This window comes from Acidaminobacter sp. JC074 (assembly GCF_022496765.1).
Taxonomy (GTDB): Bacteria; Bacillota; Clostridia; order Peptostreptococcales; family Acidaminobacteraceae; genus JABXKX01.
Genome location: NZ_VANV01000005.1, coordinates 67,480 through 82,835, shown reverse-complemented (window position 1 = coordinate 82,835; position 15,356 = coordinate 67,480). Strand labels below are relative to the sequence as shown.

Here is a 15,356-nt window from a genome sequence, read left to right as displayed (position 1 = left end):
CGATGTATTTAAGGAGGTGGCATATGAAAACAATCACTGCTACAGAATTTAAAAAAAATTTAGGTTCTTATTTAGATGCTGTAAAAGAAAAGGAAGAAGTTTATATTACTAAGAATAATAAAAAGATAGCCAGACTTGCACCTATATATACAGATGCAGAAGAGTATTTTATGGTCAAAGAGGAATCTGCTTATTATGGTAATCTTACTGTAAGTTATGAGGAGTTTATGGAGATAGCTGAGAAATCAGAACATAGGCTTGAGTACTTAAACGGTGAAATCTATCAAATGGCATCACCTTCTATGACGCATCAAGAAGTTGTTGGGAATATTTATTTTCAGTTCAAACTTTTATTTAGAGATAAGAAGTGCAAACCATTTATTTCGCCATTTGATGTTCATTTTTGGAAGAAAGACATAAAAAGTCCGGATGTCTTGCAACCGGATGTGTTTATTGCATGTGATACGGACGAAAAAGTTAACGAAAAAGACCGTTATATGGGGATACCAACACTTGTTGTAGAAGTATTATCTCCTTCTACACGATCTAGAGATATGGTGTTTAAGCTCAACTCCTACATGCTTTCAGGTGTTGAGGAATATTGGGTTGTAGATCCCGTGAATAAAAAGGTAATGGTTTACAACTTCGTGGCATATGAAGCTTTGAATGTTGAAATATATACAGAAGGTAAAATTCATTCTACTATGGGATTTGACATAGATTTTGACGAATTGTTTTAAATGAGTTTAGCACCTGCCTGTACAATGATTTCTTCTGCTAGAACTTGTGTAGGATCAATGAGAGGAATAGGTGTATCCTCCTGTTTAAAAATCAAGGGTAGTTCTGTACAACCGAGTATGATACCTTCTGTATAGTCTAATTGATTTAAGACTTTTTCTTTAAGACCGACGTCAATCGTTTGGTCTTTTTTATATGTATAAATTAAAGTCATGATGTCTTTTTTCATGGTATCATTTGGTATTAAAACATCTTTATATAACCCTACTGCATAGGTCCCCTCTGTTGCTAAAAGTACGACCTCGCTTTTAAGTCGTTTCTTGGTTTCTTTCATCATATGTATGATAGGAATATTGATGGATGCTTGAATCCTGTCATAAAAGTAGTGAGCTGTATTACAGGGCATGGCTAATATGTCTGCACCGGCCTCTTCAAGTCTTTTAGCCGCTTCTATCATTTTATCAGTAGGATCAAGGCCTCTCTTTAGTATATAGTCTGTACGATCAGGTATCTGAGGATAATTATCTATGATCACGTGTAAGTGGTCCTGATCTCTAGCTACCTTTGTATTTCTTACAATTTTTCCGAATAAATCAACGGTGGCCATAGAGCCCATACCACCAAGTATACCAACTGTTTTCATAATGACTTCCTTTCTATCATCATTCTACTATGATATGATTAATATGATAAATACATATAATAATGATGATTAATATAAAAAGGATATGAATATGGATGTAAAAAAATTGCGTTATTTCTTGGAAATATCAGAAACCCTCAACATAACAAAGGCTGCTGAAAACTTGCACATGTCCCAACCGCCATTGACTTATCAGTTAAAACTCCTAGAAGAAGAACTGGGTACAAAGCTTTTTACTAGAACCACAAGAAAGCTTGTTATGACTGAAGCCGGTGAAAAACTTAAGGTCAGGGCGCATCAGATTCTTGAACTTATGGAAACCACAGAAAATGAGGTCAGACAGATTCAATTTGAGTCCAACGAAATTCAGATTGGTTTTGTTGCTTCATCTGCAGCTCTTTTATCGCCAGACAAACTCCTTAGTTTTCATAAGCTTTATCCTAGCATGAAGTTCATCATGAAGGAAGGAAACACCCATAAGATACTGGATTTACTCAACCATGGCTTGATTGATGTGGGTTTTGTTAGAACTCCTTTTAACGCTGAGATTTATAATGTTGAGTATCTTGAGCCAGAACCTATGATTGTTGTTTATGACCCAAAGGTTTATCAGCTAGATGAAAAGATAGGTGTCAAAGATTTAAAAAATTTGCCTCTTGTACTGGATAAGAGATTTCTTGAGCTTATAGAAAATGAAGCTTTCACATCAGGCGTCCGCCCTAATATCATCTGTTTAGGTGAAGATTCAAGATCTATTTTAGCCTGGACAGAAGCGGGGTTAGGTGTCGCCATATTGCCCTTTAGTGGCAAGTCCTTTATAAGATCTTCAAAGCTTAAGTATGCCATTATCAATTCAAAGTCACTTGAAACCAGGTCGGCCATTGTTACATTAAAGAATAAGGACAAATCTATGGTAGATGACTTGATTGATATCATAAAATGACATTTGTCACTAAGTATTGTGACATATAGTACTGATTTTAAAGCTTATTATAAGACATAATAAGGCTATAAGATATTTCACAAAACAAATGGAGAGACGTATGGTTAAAATAGAGAATTTAGTAAAGAGATACAAAGATAAGTTGGCAGTAGATAACTTGTCCATGCATATACCAGAAGGCAAAGTAATCGGTTTATTGGGACCGAATGGTGCTGGAAAAACGACCACCATCCATGCCATTTTGGGTTTGGTGGACTTCGATCATGGTGAGATTTCAATATTCTCAAAACCCTTTAAAAAATATGAAATTGAAATAAAAAGAGAAGTTGGCTTTGTACCTCAGCATCTCGCTATTTATTATGACATGTCATGTGAAGAAAATCTCAGATTTTTTGGCAGTCTTTATGGATTAAAAGGTAGGAAACTATCAGAGCGTGTCGATCAGGTGCTAGAGATTGTCGGCTTAGAAAAGCAGAGAAAAAGAAAACCCGATGAATTTTCTGGTGGTATGAAGAGGCGTTTAAATATTGGCTGTGCACTGTTACATGAACCAAGACTTCTGATTATGGATGAACCAACTGTCGGCATTGATGCTCAAAGTAGAAACTATATCCTTGATACAATAAAGTCTTTGAATGAAAATGGTATGACCATTATCTACACCTCACATTATATGCACGAAGTGGAGTTTCTTTGTGATGAGGCCATTGTTATAGATGAAGGTCGTGTTATAGCCTCTGGTGATTTGGAGAGTTTAAAAAAGATGGTCAGTCATGACAATGTCTTATCTATAGATTATGACGATACCCATGAAGGCTGTCTTGATAATTTATCATCATTAAAAGGTATTCTTGGCATCGAATCAAATGAAAATGCCTATAAAATTGTCTATGATCCTGACTTAATTACTAAAAATGTACTGTTAAGAGAAGTACTTAATTCTGGCATAGAAATAACTGAAATCAAGGATATGAAACCGACCCTTGAAGATGTATTTTTAACACTGACTGGTAAGTCCTTAAGGGGGTAGTTTATGTTTAAAGTGATGATAAGATATTTAAAAACATATACCAAAGACATTGGCTCTTTTATATCCCTCGTTGTTTCACCAATCATCTTTATCCTTATACTTGGTATGGCCTTAGGTGGCAATATGGGGGTGAGTGACTTTGATGTGAAGGTCTTACTTTTATCGGATGAAAGTCAACTGTCAGAGGCCTTAATCGAGACTTTTGAAAACGCAGATATAGAAGTTGTTAAGGTATCAGAAGAGCCTTCTTCTGATGAGCTTAGACACTATTCTGCAATTGTAAGAACGAAGGATGAAGTTTCCATTACAAAGTCAAGTTATAGAAAAACAAGTGCAGGCATCGTTTCGCAGGTTTTAAATGAATTCTTGATAGCTTACGATGCCTTAAGCATCAATCCAGATATTGAGTTTAAAGAGGTCAGTGAAAACATTCTGGTTAATTCTAGGGATTTTCATTCTATTGCGCCAACAGCCATGGAATATTATTCGGTTACCATGCTGGCTATGGTACTCATGTATTCTTTAGGCTACGGTACAAGTTTGATGTCCTATGAGATAAGAGACTACAGAGGCTTAAGATTGAGAGTAGCACCAATTCCTCAATGGCAGACATTTTTAGGCATATCTTTAAGTGTCATGATCTTGATGCTTGTTCAAGGTTATGTGATCGTATTTTTTTCCAAGTTTGTATATGGGGCTAGATGGACAGACAACTATCTAATCTTAACGCTCATGATTGCTGGTTTTTCATTGATTGGATCCAACATTGGTATGATCATAGCCAGTATTGTACAAGATGAAAACAAGGCAAACTCAATGGTCAATATGCTGGTGCCTGCCTTAACGGCTGCATCAGGTGGTTATTTTAAGATAGATTCAAGTTCGGAAATATTTTTGATGGTTCAAAAGTTTATTCCAAACTTTAGGTTTCATGAAATGGCTTTTGCCCTTAACTTTACAGGCGCGGCTGAGCCTATAAGAATAAGTATGATTTATATGGTGATTTTGGTTGTATTGTCAACCCTTGGACTCATGTATCAGGTAAAGCAGGTGGCAAAATGAAGATAACTCTATTACAATTTAAAAGATTTTTGATTCACAAGTCGACTTTTATTGCCATAGTAACAGTTGCCTTATTAACCATGCTTGTAGGTACGTCTTCTTATACAGGACAAATTACAATGGGACTGGTTGATGAAGATCAAACAAGTGAGTCAAAGTGGCTTTATTCTGACCTTGAATCCATTCAAATTGTTCACTTGGATAAGTCTGAAATACTTGAAGCCTTATCCAATAAGACCATTCAAATGAGTTTATACATTCCTAAAGGCTTTAGTCAAGATGACAAGACAAAAATAGAGATGGAAATGGTCGATGATTATGGTGGTAACCAGGGGACCATAGCCACTATAAATAACCGTATCAACATCATGAGGGGCATAGAAAACTTTGATGATATAAAACAGGGTGGTGTTAAAGACGTTCAGCTAGCCCAAAAGGACTTTTCAAGCATTGAAAGGTTATCTGATACCATTGGTATTTTGATGATGTCTATCATGTATTTAGCAAGTACACTCGTCAGACAATTAGAAAGAGACAAACATGAAAATAGAATCCAAAGAGTCCTTGTAAGTCCAATTAAGCAGAGTCACTATATAGCCCAGCAGTTGTTTGCCTTTTTACTGGTGATTATGATTCTTATTGCATCATTTTTCCTTGTTAATATGTTTATGTTAGATATTGAGTTCGGTCCAGAGATTGTCCCTATGTTTATGGTAATTGTCGTCTTTTCAATTTTGATTTTATTGGTCGCCTTTATAGGATTGTTAGTGGCAGACAATTACAAACACACACACTCTTTTACAACACTCTTTATCATGGTTATGTCTATGTTAGGAGGCTGCTTCTGGCCGGTGAGCATCATGCCAAGCTTCATGCAATATATGTCAAGATTTCTACCGACCTACTGGACTGGAGAGATCATAAGAGAACTGGCTATTAGTGAAAGGATTGACGCGACTCTACCTTACTTAGGTGCACTTGCTGCTATGACCTTGATTTTGTTTATCATGGGTTCAACAAAACGTGTGAGTCTATCAAATAAGTGATATAATTAATTATGAGTTATTTAATAAGTATTTGGTTTTTTATTATAGAAATAATTTTACATTATAATACTGATAAGATGATAAGCCCTGAACAAGTATTTATTCTTGTGTCTGGGCTTTGCCTGGTTGTTCTGACCATAAGACTGAAGGATATTAAATACATCAATGTATTAATGATAATGGTTTCATTTATAGGCGTTTATTTTTATCCATCACTTGTCTTGATTGTCTCATCTCTTGTTTCGGTGAACTATCAAAAACGGCTTCAAATCCTTGTTGTTATGATGGCTATTTTATTATCCTTATACTTAAAAGCATTCTTTTTAGTAGGACTTATTCCTATTGTGTTTGGTATCAGATATTATAAAAATGTTTATGAAGAAACAAAAGTTCAACTGACTAACAAGTTAGATAGTGAAAGAAAACTCCGTTATGATTTAGAAGATGCAAAGAAGGAGCTGATGGATTCACAAGAAGAAATTGTCATGCTTACAGAAGTTCACGAGAGAAATCGTATTGCAAGAGACATCCATGATAAGGTCGGTCACCAGCTCATGGGGACCTTGATGGCCCTTGAAACATCTATTGTCATGGAGGATAGAGAAATTAAGGATCAATTTCTTAATAAGGCTTATGACCAGTTAAAAGATGGTATAGATATGGTGAGAGAAACCGTACATGATATGTCTACTTATGATAAAGTCGGTTTTTCATCTTTTATAGAGGTGGTTGATAACTTTTCATTCTGTCAGATTAAGTATGATTATAAAGGTGATGTTAACTCTATACCTACCCATGTATATGTGGTTTTGATTATGAACTTAAAAGAAGCACTGACCAATGTGATGAAATATTCTAAAGCCAGTGAAGTGAAAGTCAGTCTAGAAGTCAATGATGTGTATATCAGATTAACAGTTGCTGACGATGGTAAAGAGATTGTAGAAGTTTCAGAAGGACTCGGTCTTTCTGGTATGAGACATAGGTTACAAGGTGTTGGTGGTATTTTATCTTATCACTATGATAATGGCTTTAATCTTGTCATGTATATTAAAAGGGGGTAAAGATGCGAATTATTATAGCTGAAGATGATGCGCTTATTAGAGAAAGTTTGACCATGATGTTTGGTATGTATGATGACATAGAATTACTTGGAACTTTTGAAAATGGTAAAGAAGCATATGACTTCTTAAAAGGTAATCAAGTAGATTTACTCCTGACAGATATAAGAATGCCTGTAATGGATGGAGTAGAACTTACCAAGAAGGTTGAGGACATGAATGTAAAGGTTCTTGTTCTAACGACTTTTACAGATCATGAGTATATTTATGAATGCATTACACACGGTGCAGATGGGTACATTCTGAAGTCTAGGGGCATCAAAGAAATCTATAAAAGTATTCAGTCCGTTATGGCAGGTCAAGTGGTCTTTGATACAACCGTTAAATCAGCTCTTCTAAAAAAGCCAATAGCAAAAGAAAGAGATGAATGTGTAAGTTTGACACCAAAGGAATTTAGTATCCTCAAGTGCATTGGTTCAGGTCTTAATAATAAAGAGATATCAGGGGAGCTCTTTTTATCGGAAGGTACCATTAGAAATTACATCTCACAGCTGCTAGATAAGCTAGACTTAAGAGACCGTACGCAACTTGCAATATACTATGTAAAATACTACGAATAATCACGAGTGTTCACTGTTTTGCAATATAATTCGTATATAGATAAATATAATGATAGATATTAATAAGTTAACCGAAGTTATTATAGATATTTTAACCTGAGATGCAAATAGACATATAAGTCTAACAGGTTGTCAATACTATGATAATGGAGGTTTTTTTATGTATTTCGTTAAGAAAAAAAGGTCTGTATTATTCATTTTCGGGAGAAAAGAAACTTTCAAATGATGCACTGGTCGCTCTGACACTTTTATAGCAGAAGGCAAACCCAAAGAAAAAGAGATGATTGTTAAGATTGTCGTTAACTTAATAGGTAAGTAAAAAGCACAGATTAAGTCTGTGCTTTGGTCTGAAATTTATTTGGCCAACTCATAAAGAGCAGAAGCGTAAATTTGCGATTGTTTTACTAAGTTGTCTATTGTAATGTATTCATTCTTTTGGTGAGCCAGTTCAGGTTCTCCTGGGAATACGCCACCAAATGCAACGGCGTTTTTCATTGCTCTTGCATAGGTACCACCACCCATAGTAATTGGTTCGCTCATATCGCCAGTATGCTCTTGATAAACCTTCATCAGTTTAACAATAAGCTCATGATCCTTCGGGAAGTAAATTGGTGCCATATGGTCTAGAAGATTATAAGACATGCCAATGTCCTTAAATGTTCTCTTGATGCCGTCTTCTACAACCTTAAGTGGTGTTGTAATAGGGTATCTAACATTAACAAGCAGTTTAACACTGTCCTTGTCCATTTCTATCTTACCAACGTTGAAAGTCAGTTTACCTGAATCTTCATCTTCAAAACCACAACCTGCTCTTTGACCGTTGTAATCAAGACCGATGGTTCTTTCATAACCTCTAATAAAGCTAGATGAGTCACCCAGTTTAACATCTAAGTTGTTTACAAAGTCCAGTAAGTATGAAATGGCATTTTCACCAACCTCAGGTGTAGAACCATGAGCTGAAATACCAGTAGACTGAATGGTTGTTACACCGTCTTTTCTGTCTAATTTTAAGTTGCCACCCTTGTCCTTCATATAGGCATTGATCATAGGCTCAATGTCGTAAGTTTCAATGATTTTTGCTTCTGCATAATCAGGTACCATATTGGCTGCATTACCACCTGTGATAGAAAGGACTTCTACGCCGCCATCATTTAAAAGTTCTTTAAAGTCTTTTTTCAGTTCAAATACTGTAATACCTTTTTCGCCATGACATGCTGGAAACTCTGCATCTGGTGTAAAAGCTAGCGATGGTGTTTCTTCATGTTCTAGATAATAATTGATACCAGCCCAGCCTGTTTCCTCATTCAGACCAAAGATGATTCTAACTCTTTTATTAAGTGTCACACCTTCATCTAAAAGTGCTTTCATAGCATAAAGTGTTGCTATAGCAGGTCCTTTATCATCTAGGGTACCTCTACCAAATATCTTGCCGTCAGCAATTTCTCCACCGTATGGGTCATAATCCCAACCGTCGCCTTCAGGTACAACGTCTAGATGTACCAATATACCAATTAAATCATCACCTTGGCCGATTTCTGCATAACCTGCATAGTTGTCAACGTTTTTAGTTTTAAAGCCTAGCTTATCAGCTAGATTGAGTGTGTAAATCAGACAATCGTGTACCTCTTTACCAAATGGCATGTCGCCATCTTTTTTACCTTCTACGGATTTGAATCTAATAATTTCTTGTAAAGACGTCACCATGTCATCTTGCATGTTTTTTATTCTATCATTAAATATCATGACTATTCCCCCTTTAAATTTAATTGTATCTCTACTTAAGCTTAAATACTAGTAGTTACTTCTTAAAAAATCACACGTTTAGAATGTTCTCAAAAGGTGTAAATATAATGAGAGGTGATTATTATGTATGGTATTTATTATTTTTCAGGAACAGGGAACACAAAGGCACTAGCAGATATGCTAAATGGGCATTTAGATAGTCGTGTCTACAATATTGAGAAAGATTTTGATCTGGAAGAGGAACTTATCTTTTTGTATCCGGTTCATGGATTTGGTGTACCCAAGATAGTCTTGGACTTTGCAAGGTCTTTACCAGAATCATCAAAGAAAGTTCACATCATAAGAAATGGGGCGGATCATATTCGCTTGAATTATTACGCCTCTTTTAAATTAATAGAAATTTTAGAGCAAAAAGGCTACAAAGTGTTGTATGATAGGCTTGTGGTCATGCCTGCAAACTTTCTTGTGGACTATCCAGATCCGTTAAAGGCTATGCTGTATCATGCAGCAAAAAAGAAGATTAGTCATGCTGCTAAAGAAATAAAAGAGGGTATGATAAGAAGATTTGATTCCAATACTTTATTGGTTTCATTGTTTAACAAAATTCATGACATGCAAAGTGGTCCTGGTTCAGAGTCCTATTATAAATACTTTAAAGTAGCAGACTATTGTATTAACTGTAAGACCTGTGTGAATAATTGTCCCATGAATAACATAGATGATCAGATAAATTTCGGTCAAAACTGCATTATGTGCTTAAGATGTGTTTACAATTGCCCTGTTCATGCCATATACTCTAAGGGCATGTTGAAAAAGGGATATTCTCTTAAGACGATAAAGTATGATCAAAACTACAAGCCGAGAGGTTTTTATAAACATTTTATTAAGTATGTGAACAATATTGAAAAATAGTGTACTATGAAGTAAAGATATCTATTGAAGAGGTGGAAAGTGGAAAAAGTATTTAATATATTAGAGGAAGTCATAAACAATGAAAAAATTATCTATGCTGTTTTTTCTAATGTGAGAAAGGGCGTAGATAAGGAGTTTAACAAGCTGAAAATAAAGCCGGTGGTTATAAAAAATGAGCGTGTTTTACAGTTTGAATATGAGTATGATAAAAAAGTAAAACATGAGAATTTAAACAATGTACAAGCCATTGATATCGCTTTTGGTTTAATTAAAACTTATTTCAAACAGGCTATGATTTATACCATAGATGCTGACTATCAAGTACTTGTTAGTAAAAAAGGTGTAGCAAAAATTTTACAGAAGGCACCTTCAAGAAATACTTTCGATTTATCACACAATAGGAAAAAAAATTATATCATTGAAGAAAACAAACCATGCAACTTCCTACATGCCTTAGGTGTTATGACGGAAAAGGGTAAGGTTATCAATAAGAAGTACGATAAGTTTAGACAGATCAACCGTTATCTAGAGATGGTATCAGATTGTGTGCCTCATTTAGATACATCTAGAAAAATTCAAATTGTTGATTTTGGATGTGGTAAGGCTTATTTGACTTTTGCTTTATATTACTATTTAGTAGAAATCAAGAAACTTGACATTGATATTATTGGCTTAGACTTAAAGGCAGATGTCATTGAGCACTGTTCAAAGCTTGCTAAAAGTTTAAACTACAAAGACCTTCACTTTGTGCAGGGAGATATTAAAAACTTCACTGGTTTAAAAAAGGTTGATATGGTGGTGTCATTACATGCATGTGATACGGCTACAGATGAATCCCTTGTGAAAGCCATTACATGGGATGCAGATGTTATTTTAGCTGTACCATGTTGTCAGCATGAACTCTTTAAGAAGATTCATAATCCTCTTATGGAGACCATGGAAAAGCATGGCCTTATCAAGGAAAGATTATCTTCTTTAATTACAGACTCTATTCGGGCGAATGTTTTAGATATTATGGGTTATAATACCCAGGTCCTTGAGTTTATCGATATGGAGCATACGCCTAAAAATATATTATTAAGAGCTTACAAGACTGGTAATATAAACACAGATGCTGTTAAAGAGTATAAAGAGTTTGCAAACTTCTGGCATATCAAACCTTACATTGAACAAGCTTTAGGTGAAGAGTTTACTAAGAGATTAGAGGACTAAATGGATTATATTAGAATAGATACAGATCACATAAATGATGAAGTATTATACAATATTGCCAAATGGCATAATGAAACACCGAGAATCTGGATACCAGATTATATACCAACAGAAGAAGAAATTGCCGAAACCATTGCGCGTATGAAGGATAAAGAGGCTTATATTTGCATAGCGAAAGATCAGGTTATACTTGGTTTTATTTGGGCCGAAAAACAAGACCAAGACGTCATGATTTTATCTCTATATGTAGATGAATCCATCAGACAAAAAAGTGTTGGTACAGAATTAAAGCTTCAGCTGGAGCATTGGTGTAGAGAAAATGAGATTAGAAAGATTAAGACGACGGTTCATTCTAAGAACAAAAAGATGCTTTTATTAAACGAAAAACTGGGTTATGAATCAAAGATGGTTCATATGGAAAAAATCATAGATGAGTAGGACACGGATGTGTTCTATTCTTTTTTTATAATATCTTAATTTCAAGATACTTGACAAGAAGATATATCTTGGATATAATTATCTTGAAATCAAGAGAAAAGAGGTTGTTATGAATTACCGTCAAGATCCATCTATTAAGTTTATGATTGTACTGAATAAGATGATGTCTTCAATCACACATAAAATGGCGCCACACTTTAAAGCATTAGGCATTCATGAAACTGAGTTCTTTGTTCTATTTGCTTTAGATGCCAATGGTCCCATGACCATTCAGGAGATTGGTTCTAAGATAGACATGACCTCTGGTACTATGACTTATGTCATTGATAAGTTAGAAAAGAAAGACTATATCAAACGTGTAAGATGTCAAGAGGATAGAAGAAGGATCTACATAGAGTTAACAGATCAAGGCGTAGACTTTTGGAATGAAATCATTTCAAAACATATGATTGCCATGAACGACTCTTTTTCACATATGACAGAAGATGAAATGTTACAACTCATAGAGTTGATGAAAAAAGTAGGGAAGGGTTAATTCTCTACATTAATATCTTGAATTCAAGAGACTTTAAATTAAGAAAGGACAAACACATGAAAATATTATTAATCGATGCAAATCCAAAAACATCAGACTACTCACATTCTAAATGGGCAGCAGACCACTATGTAGATGCACTTAAGGAAAAAGACCATTACGTAGAAGTATGGCCCCTATACCAGATGAAGATCCCAATGATTGATGAAGAGGTTATGTCGGCCTTCGGTAAGTCTATGAAGGGTATGGAACTGACTGAGGAAGAATTTGAAAAGATGAACCTAAGAAATCTTATTTTAGATAAGTTCGTAAAGTTTGATCATTATGTCATTGTATCACCTTTGTGGAACTTTGGTGTACCGCCTCAATTAAAAGCACTTATTGATGTGATTGCAGTTGCTGGCAAAACTTTTAAGTATACAGAAAATGGACCTGTTGGCTTACTAGAAGGCACCTTTGTTCATATCCAGGCTTCTGGTGGTGTTTACAAAGACATGATGGAAATGGAGTTTGGTAACAGATATGTTTCTCATATATTTAAGTTTTTAGGTCTAGAGGAAAAATTAGCCCTTCTAATTGAAGGTACCAACATGGGTGACTTCTCTAGAAATGACTACCAGTCTACTTTAGATGATTGGGTGACTAAAAGCGTAAGGGAAGTGATGTAATGAAATACATTGATCATAGAGACATAGGCTATTTTAACCATGGTTGGTTAAAAACCTATCATCATTTTTCTTTTGCAGATTATCATAATCCAGAAAGAATGCGCTATGGTCCATTAAGGGTCTTAAATGATGATATCATTGATCCACATCAAGGCTTTCCAAAACATCCTCACAGGGACATGGAAATCATCTCATATGTCATTGATGGCGGTTTGAGTCATGGTGATTCTATGGGACACGAAGAAACAGTCTATAGAGGTCAGGTTCAATATATGTCTGCAGGGAAAGGGGTCTATCATTCAGAATACAATCATGGTGATGAGCCAGTAAGGCTGCTGCAGATTTGGATTTACCCTGATGAAAAATCATATGAGCCGACCTATGGTGATTATAGGTTCGACTGGAAGGCTAGGATTAACAAGTGGCTTCACCTGGTTGGTGATAAGGCGCCTATAAAGATCCACCAAGATGCAAACATTTATGTCACTTATTTAGAAAAAGATCATGAACTAAACTTTGAGGTGAAAGAAAACAGAAAAATCTACGTGGTACAGATTGAAGGTCAGTCTAAAGTAGGTCAAAAAGAGTTTAAAACAAGAGATGCCATTGAAACAGATGAGACGCTTGATTTTAAGGCTGAAACAGACAGTCATATACTTGTTATAGAAATGAGGTCCTAATGGTTGCAATGTTTTTAGGTCATGGGAGTCCTATGAACGCTATAGAGGAGAATGACTTTACAAAAGTTTGGAAGATGCTTGGACAAAAGTATCATCCAAAAGGTATCTTGATGATATCGGCCCATTGGGTTACAAATGGTACTAAGATTCAGTCGGCCATGCATCCTAAGAAGATTGATGATATGTATGGTTTTCCAAAAGAACTGTATGATTTAAAGTACCCTGTAACAGGAGATTCTTATCTAACTAAAAGAGTTATAGAGTTGATAGGTGCTGAAATTGATGATTCATGGGGCATCGATCACGGTGCCTGGTCTATACTTGCTCATATGTATCCGAATGCTGATATACCTCTTGTACAAATGAGTTTAGATAAAAATTTATCTCCTAGTGACATGTTTGAAATCGGAAAAAAGCTTGGTCAACTAAGAGAAGAGGGTTACATGATTATTGGTTCTGGCAATGTGGTCCATAGTTTTAAGCATATAAAAGATGACCCCGTGTCATTTGCCCTTGATTTTGATAATGAAATTGAAAACATGATAAAAAGTCATAATTATGAAGGCATAATCAATTATCATTTGATAGACAACCAAAAGAAAGCCTTTCAAACCAGTGAACACTTTGATCCTTTGTTATATGTCATAGGCGCATCGGTATCTAATAAAATAGACATTTACAATAAGAAAGTTGTTTACGAAGCCTTTTCTATGACAAGCTATGTGTTCTCGTAATATACAATACATGGAGATAAAAAAAGCTAGAAATCTAAGAGTGATTTCTGGCTTTTATTGTAATTTAAAGGCTTGTATCTATTAACATTTTATGCGCTTTAGTTTCGCAATTCGAAACTTTAGCTTTTATGTGTTATAATGAAATGTAGGCTGAATTTTCAAAAAACAGACATAAGAAAGGAGAACCATGGAAAAATGGGAACTTAATTTAAGAAATGATATTGTAGATCTTAGGGTCAAAGATCAAGAGACGACTTTGGAAGAGGTTATTGAACGTCATCCAATGAGGATACCAAAATACTATTATGATCTAATTGATCAGAATGACCCAAATGACCCCATTAAACGCATCTCTTATCCAAATGCTTTTGAAGTGGACTTAATGGGAGATTACGATACTTCTGGTGAGGCAAGTAATACTAAGTTACCTGGTCTTCAACACAAGTATTCAACAACTGCTCTCGTACTCACGACATCTACCTGTTTTATGTACTGTAGACATTGTTTCAGGAAGAGACTGGTAGGGCTGAGCAGTGAAGAAATTAATAGTAGATTAGATGAAACCATCAAGTATTTATCTGGTCACGAGGAAATCAACAATGTATTGTTATCAGGAGGCGACTCATTTTGTTTAACAGATGAGCAGATAGAAGCTTATTTGAAAGGCCTTACTGAAATTAAACACTTGAACTACATTAGATTTGGAACAAGATCATTGGTTGTATATCCAGAAAGAATTACAGACAATCTGGTAAGTATTTTAGAGAAGTATTCTAAGAAAAAAGAAATTGTGATTGTTACTCAATTTAATCATCCAAGAGAATTAACTCAGGAAGCACTTAATGCTATTAAGAAGATTAAAAATATTGGGGTATCAATTAACAATCAAGCTGTAGTTTTAAAAGGTGTGAATGATACACCTGACGTATTAGCTGAACTTCTTAATGGTTTAAATAGAGTCGGTATAAATCCATATTATGTATTCCAATGTAGACCTGTGAAAGCTGTAAAAATTGGCTTCCAAAAGACTTTATTAGAAACCTATACGCTCATTCAAGAAACACGTAAAAAGTTAGATGGACTTTCTAAACGATTTAGACTGATTATGTCTCATCCGAGAGGTAAGGTAGAAATCGTTGGTGTTCACGGAAACCAAATGATCTTTAGATTTCATCAAGCTAAAGACATGTCTGATCACGATAAAATGTTTATACGTGAGATTGATGAAAAAGCTCAATGGCTGGACAATGATTTAATGCCTATTGAGTAGTTGAATTGAAATTTCATATGCTGA

17 protein-coding genes are annotated in these 15,356 nt (G+C 35.1%); 15 read left to right on the top strand and 2 right to left on the bottom strand.

Annotated features, from left to right (window positions below; translation table 11 throughout):
- Positions 1–23 precede the first annotated feature (23 nt).
- Positions 24–740 (top strand): type II toxin-antitoxin system prevent-host-death family antitoxin, encoded by a 717-nt coding sequence (locus EZV73_RS06425; protein WP_240839423.1) that lies wholly within the window; start codon positions 24–26, stop codon positions 738–740.
- Here EZV73_RS06425 and EZV73_RS06420 read toward each other — a convergent pair.
- The gene (locus tag EZV73_RS06420) at positions 737–1,381 is read right to left on the bottom strand and encodes an aspartate/glutamate racemase family protein (RefSeq protein WP_240839422.1); all 645 of its coding nucleotides are present in this window, start codon (positions 1,379–1,381) and stop codon (positions 737–739) included. The genes EZV73_RS06425 and EZV73_RS06420 overlap by 4 nt on opposite strands.
- Positions 1,382–1,472: 91 nt before the next feature.
- Between EZV73_RS06420 and EZV73_RS06415 the strand changes: the two genes are divergently transcribed.
- The 6 genes from EZV73_RS06415 to EZV73_RS06390 all read left to right on the top strand — a co-directional run bounded on the left by EZV73_RS06415 (position 1,473) and on the right by EZV73_RS06390 (position 7,140).
- Positions 1,473–2,324 (top strand): LysR family transcriptional regulator, encoded by an 852-nt coding sequence (locus EZV73_RS06415; RefSeq protein WP_240839421.1) that lies wholly within the window; start codon positions 1,473–1,475, stop codon positions 2,322–2,324.
- Between the two features lie 100 nt (positions 2,325–2,424).
- Positions 2,425–3,354, top strand: coding sequence for an ABC transporter ATP-binding protein (locus tag EZV73_RS06410; protein WP_240839420.1), 930 nt, complete (start codon positions 2,425–2,427; stop codon positions 3,352–3,354).
- Between the two features lie 3 nt (positions 3,355–3,357).
- Complete coding sequence (locus EZV73_RS06405) at positions 3,358–4,416, top strand: ABC transporter permease (RefSeq protein WP_240839419.1); 1,059 nt, start codon at positions 3,358–3,360, stop codon at positions 4,414–4,416.
- Positions 4,413–5,462 carry an ABC transporter permease gene (locus EZV73_RS06400; protein ID WP_240839418.1) on the top strand — a complete coding sequence of 350 codons (1,050 nt, stop codon included), beginning with the start codon at positions 4,413–4,415 and terminating at the stop codon, positions 5,460–5,462. Before EZV73_RS06405 ends, EZV73_RS06400 begins: the two co-directional genes overlap by 4 nt.
- Positions 5,463–5,473: 11 nt before the next feature.
- Positions 5,474–6,523: a sensor histidine kinase gene (locus EZV73_RS06395; protein WP_240839417.1), complete on the top strand. Its 1,050-nt coding sequence runs from the start codon at positions 5,474–5,476 to the stop codon at positions 6,521–6,523.
- 2 nt (positions 6,524–6,525) lie between these two features.
- Positions 6,526–7,140, top strand: coding sequence for a response regulator transcription factor (locus tag EZV73_RS06390; RefSeq protein ID WP_240839416.1), 615 nt, complete (start codon positions 6,526–6,528; stop codon positions 7,138–7,140).
- A gap of 354 nt (positions 7,141–7,494) precedes the next feature.
- On the opposite strand, the gene pepV is transcribed toward EZV73_RS06390, so the two are convergent.
- Entirely contained in the window at positions 7,495–8,883 is a 1,389-nt protein-coding gene (pepV, locus tag EZV73_RS06385) for a dipeptidase PepV (RefSeq protein WP_240839415.1), read from the bottom strand.
- A gap of 123 nt (positions 8,884–9,006) precedes the next feature.
- On the opposite strand from pepV, the gene EZV73_RS06380 reads away from it, so the two are divergent.
- From EZV73_RS06380 to EZV73_RS06345, 8 genes are all read left to right on the top strand, one after another.
- The gene (locus EZV73_RS06380; RefSeq protein WP_240839414.1) at positions 9,007–9,795 is read left to right on the top strand and encodes an EFR1 family ferrodoxin; all 789 of its coding nucleotides are present in this window, start codon (positions 9,007–9,009) and stop codon (positions 9,793–9,795) included.
- A gap of 39 nt (positions 9,796–9,834) precedes the next feature.
- The gene (locus EZV73_RS28855; protein ID WP_240839413.1) at positions 9,835–11,007 is read left to right on the top strand and encodes an SAM-dependent methyltransferase; all 1,173 of its coding nucleotides are present in this window, start codon (positions 9,835–9,837) and stop codon (positions 11,005–11,007) included.
- The gene (locus EZV73_RS06370) at positions 11,008–11,445 is read left to right on the top strand and encodes a GNAT family N-acetyltransferase (RefSeq protein ID WP_240839412.1); all 438 of its coding nucleotides are present in this window, start codon (positions 11,008–11,010) and stop codon (positions 11,443–11,445) included.
- Positions 11,446–11,554: 109 nt separating this feature from the next.
- On the top strand, positions 11,555–11,980 hold the full coding sequence (locus EZV73_RS06365; protein ID WP_240839411.1) for a MarR family winged helix-turn-helix transcriptional regulator: 426 nt from the start codon (positions 11,555–11,557) through the stop codon (positions 11,978–11,980).
- Between the two features lie 56 nt (positions 11,981–12,036).
- Positions 12,037–12,648: an FMN-dependent NADH-azoreductase gene (locus EZV73_RS06360; RefSeq protein ID WP_240839410.1), complete on the top strand. Its 612-nt coding sequence runs from the start codon at positions 12,037–12,039 to the stop codon at positions 12,646–12,648.
- A complete protein-coding gene (locus tag EZV73_RS06355; protein ID WP_240839409.1) occupies positions 12,648–13,328 on the top strand; it encodes a pirin family protein in 681 nt (226 codons plus the stop codon). The genes EZV73_RS06360 and EZV73_RS06355 overlap by 1 nt, the downstream gene beginning before the upstream one ends.
- Entirely contained in the window at positions 13,328–14,062 is a 735-nt protein-coding gene (locus EZV73_RS06350; RefSeq protein WP_240839408.1) for a class III extradiol ring-cleavage dioxygenase, read from the top strand. The genes EZV73_RS06355 and EZV73_RS06350 overlap by 1 nt, the downstream gene beginning before the upstream one ends.
- A gap of 187 nt (positions 14,063–14,249) precedes the next feature.
- Positions 14,250–15,332 (top strand): KamA family radical SAM protein, encoded by a 1,083-nt coding sequence (locus EZV73_RS06345; RefSeq protein ID WP_240839407.1) that lies wholly within the window; start codon positions 14,250–14,252, stop codon positions 15,330–15,332.
- The last annotated feature ends 24 nt before the right edge of the window (positions 15,333–15,356 follow it).

Bases quoted from the DNA above. Each gene is read 5' to 3' on its own strand.
- EZV73_RS06405 (WP_240839419.1), top strand. From the start codon at position 3,358: ATGTTTAAAGTGATGATAAGATATTTAAAAACATATACCAAAGACATT.
- EZV73_RS06415 (WP_240839421.1), top strand. From the start codon at position 1,473: ATGGATGTAAAAAAATTGCGTTATTTCTTGGAAATATCAGAAACCCTC.
- EZV73_RS06400 (WP_240839418.1), top strand. From the start codon at position 4,413: ATGAAGATAACTCTATTACAATTTAAAAGATTTTTGATTCACAAGTCG.
- EZV73_RS06390 (WP_240839416.1), top strand. From the start codon at position 6,526: ATGCGAATTATTATAGCTGAAGATGATGCGCTTATTAGAGAAAGTTTG.
- EZV73_RS06355 (WP_240839409.1), top strand. From the start codon at position 12,648: ATGAAATACATTGATCATAGAGACATAGGCTATTTTAACCATGGTTGG.
- EZV73_RS06365 (WP_240839411.1), top strand. From the start codon at position 11,555: ATGAATTACCGTCAAGATCCATCTATTAAGTTTATGATTGTACTGAAT.
- pepV (WP_240839415.1), bottom strand. From the start codon at position 8,883: ATGATATTTAATGATAGAATAAAAAACATGCAAGATGACATGGTGACG.
- EZV73_RS06380 (WP_240839414.1), top strand. From the start codon at position 9,007: ATGTATGGTATTTATTATTTTTCAGGAACAGGGAACACAAAGGCACTA.
- EZV73_RS06370 (WP_240839412.1), top strand. From the start codon at position 11,008: ATGGATTATATTAGAATAGATACAGATCACATAAATGATGAAGTATTA.
- EZV73_RS06420 (WP_240839422.1), bottom strand. From the start codon at position 1,381: ATGAAAACAGTTGGTATACTTGGTGGTATGGGCTCTATGGCCACCGTT.
- EZV73_RS06410 (WP_240839420.1), top strand. From the start codon at position 2,425: ATGGTTAAAATAGAGAATTTAGTAAAGAGATACAAAGATAAGTTGGCA.
- EZV73_RS06425 (WP_240839423.1), top strand. From the start codon at position 24: ATGAAAACAATCACTGCTACAGAATTTAAAAAAAATTTAGGTTCTTAT.
- EZV73_RS06350 (WP_240839408.1), top strand. From the start codon at position 13,328: ATGGTTGCAATGTTTTTAGGTCATGGGAGTCCTATGAACGCTATAGAG.
- EZV73_RS06360 (WP_240839410.1), top strand. From the start codon at position 12,037: ATGAAAATATTATTAATCGATGCAAATCCAAAAACATCAGACTACTCA.
- EZV73_RS06395 (WP_240839417.1), top strand. From the start codon at position 5,474: ATGAGTTATTTAATAAGTATTTGGTTTTTTATTATAGAAATAATTTTA.
- EZV73_RS06345 (WP_240839407.1), top strand. From the start codon at position 14,250: ATGGAAAAATGGGAACTTAATTTAAGAAATGATATTGTAGATCTTAGG.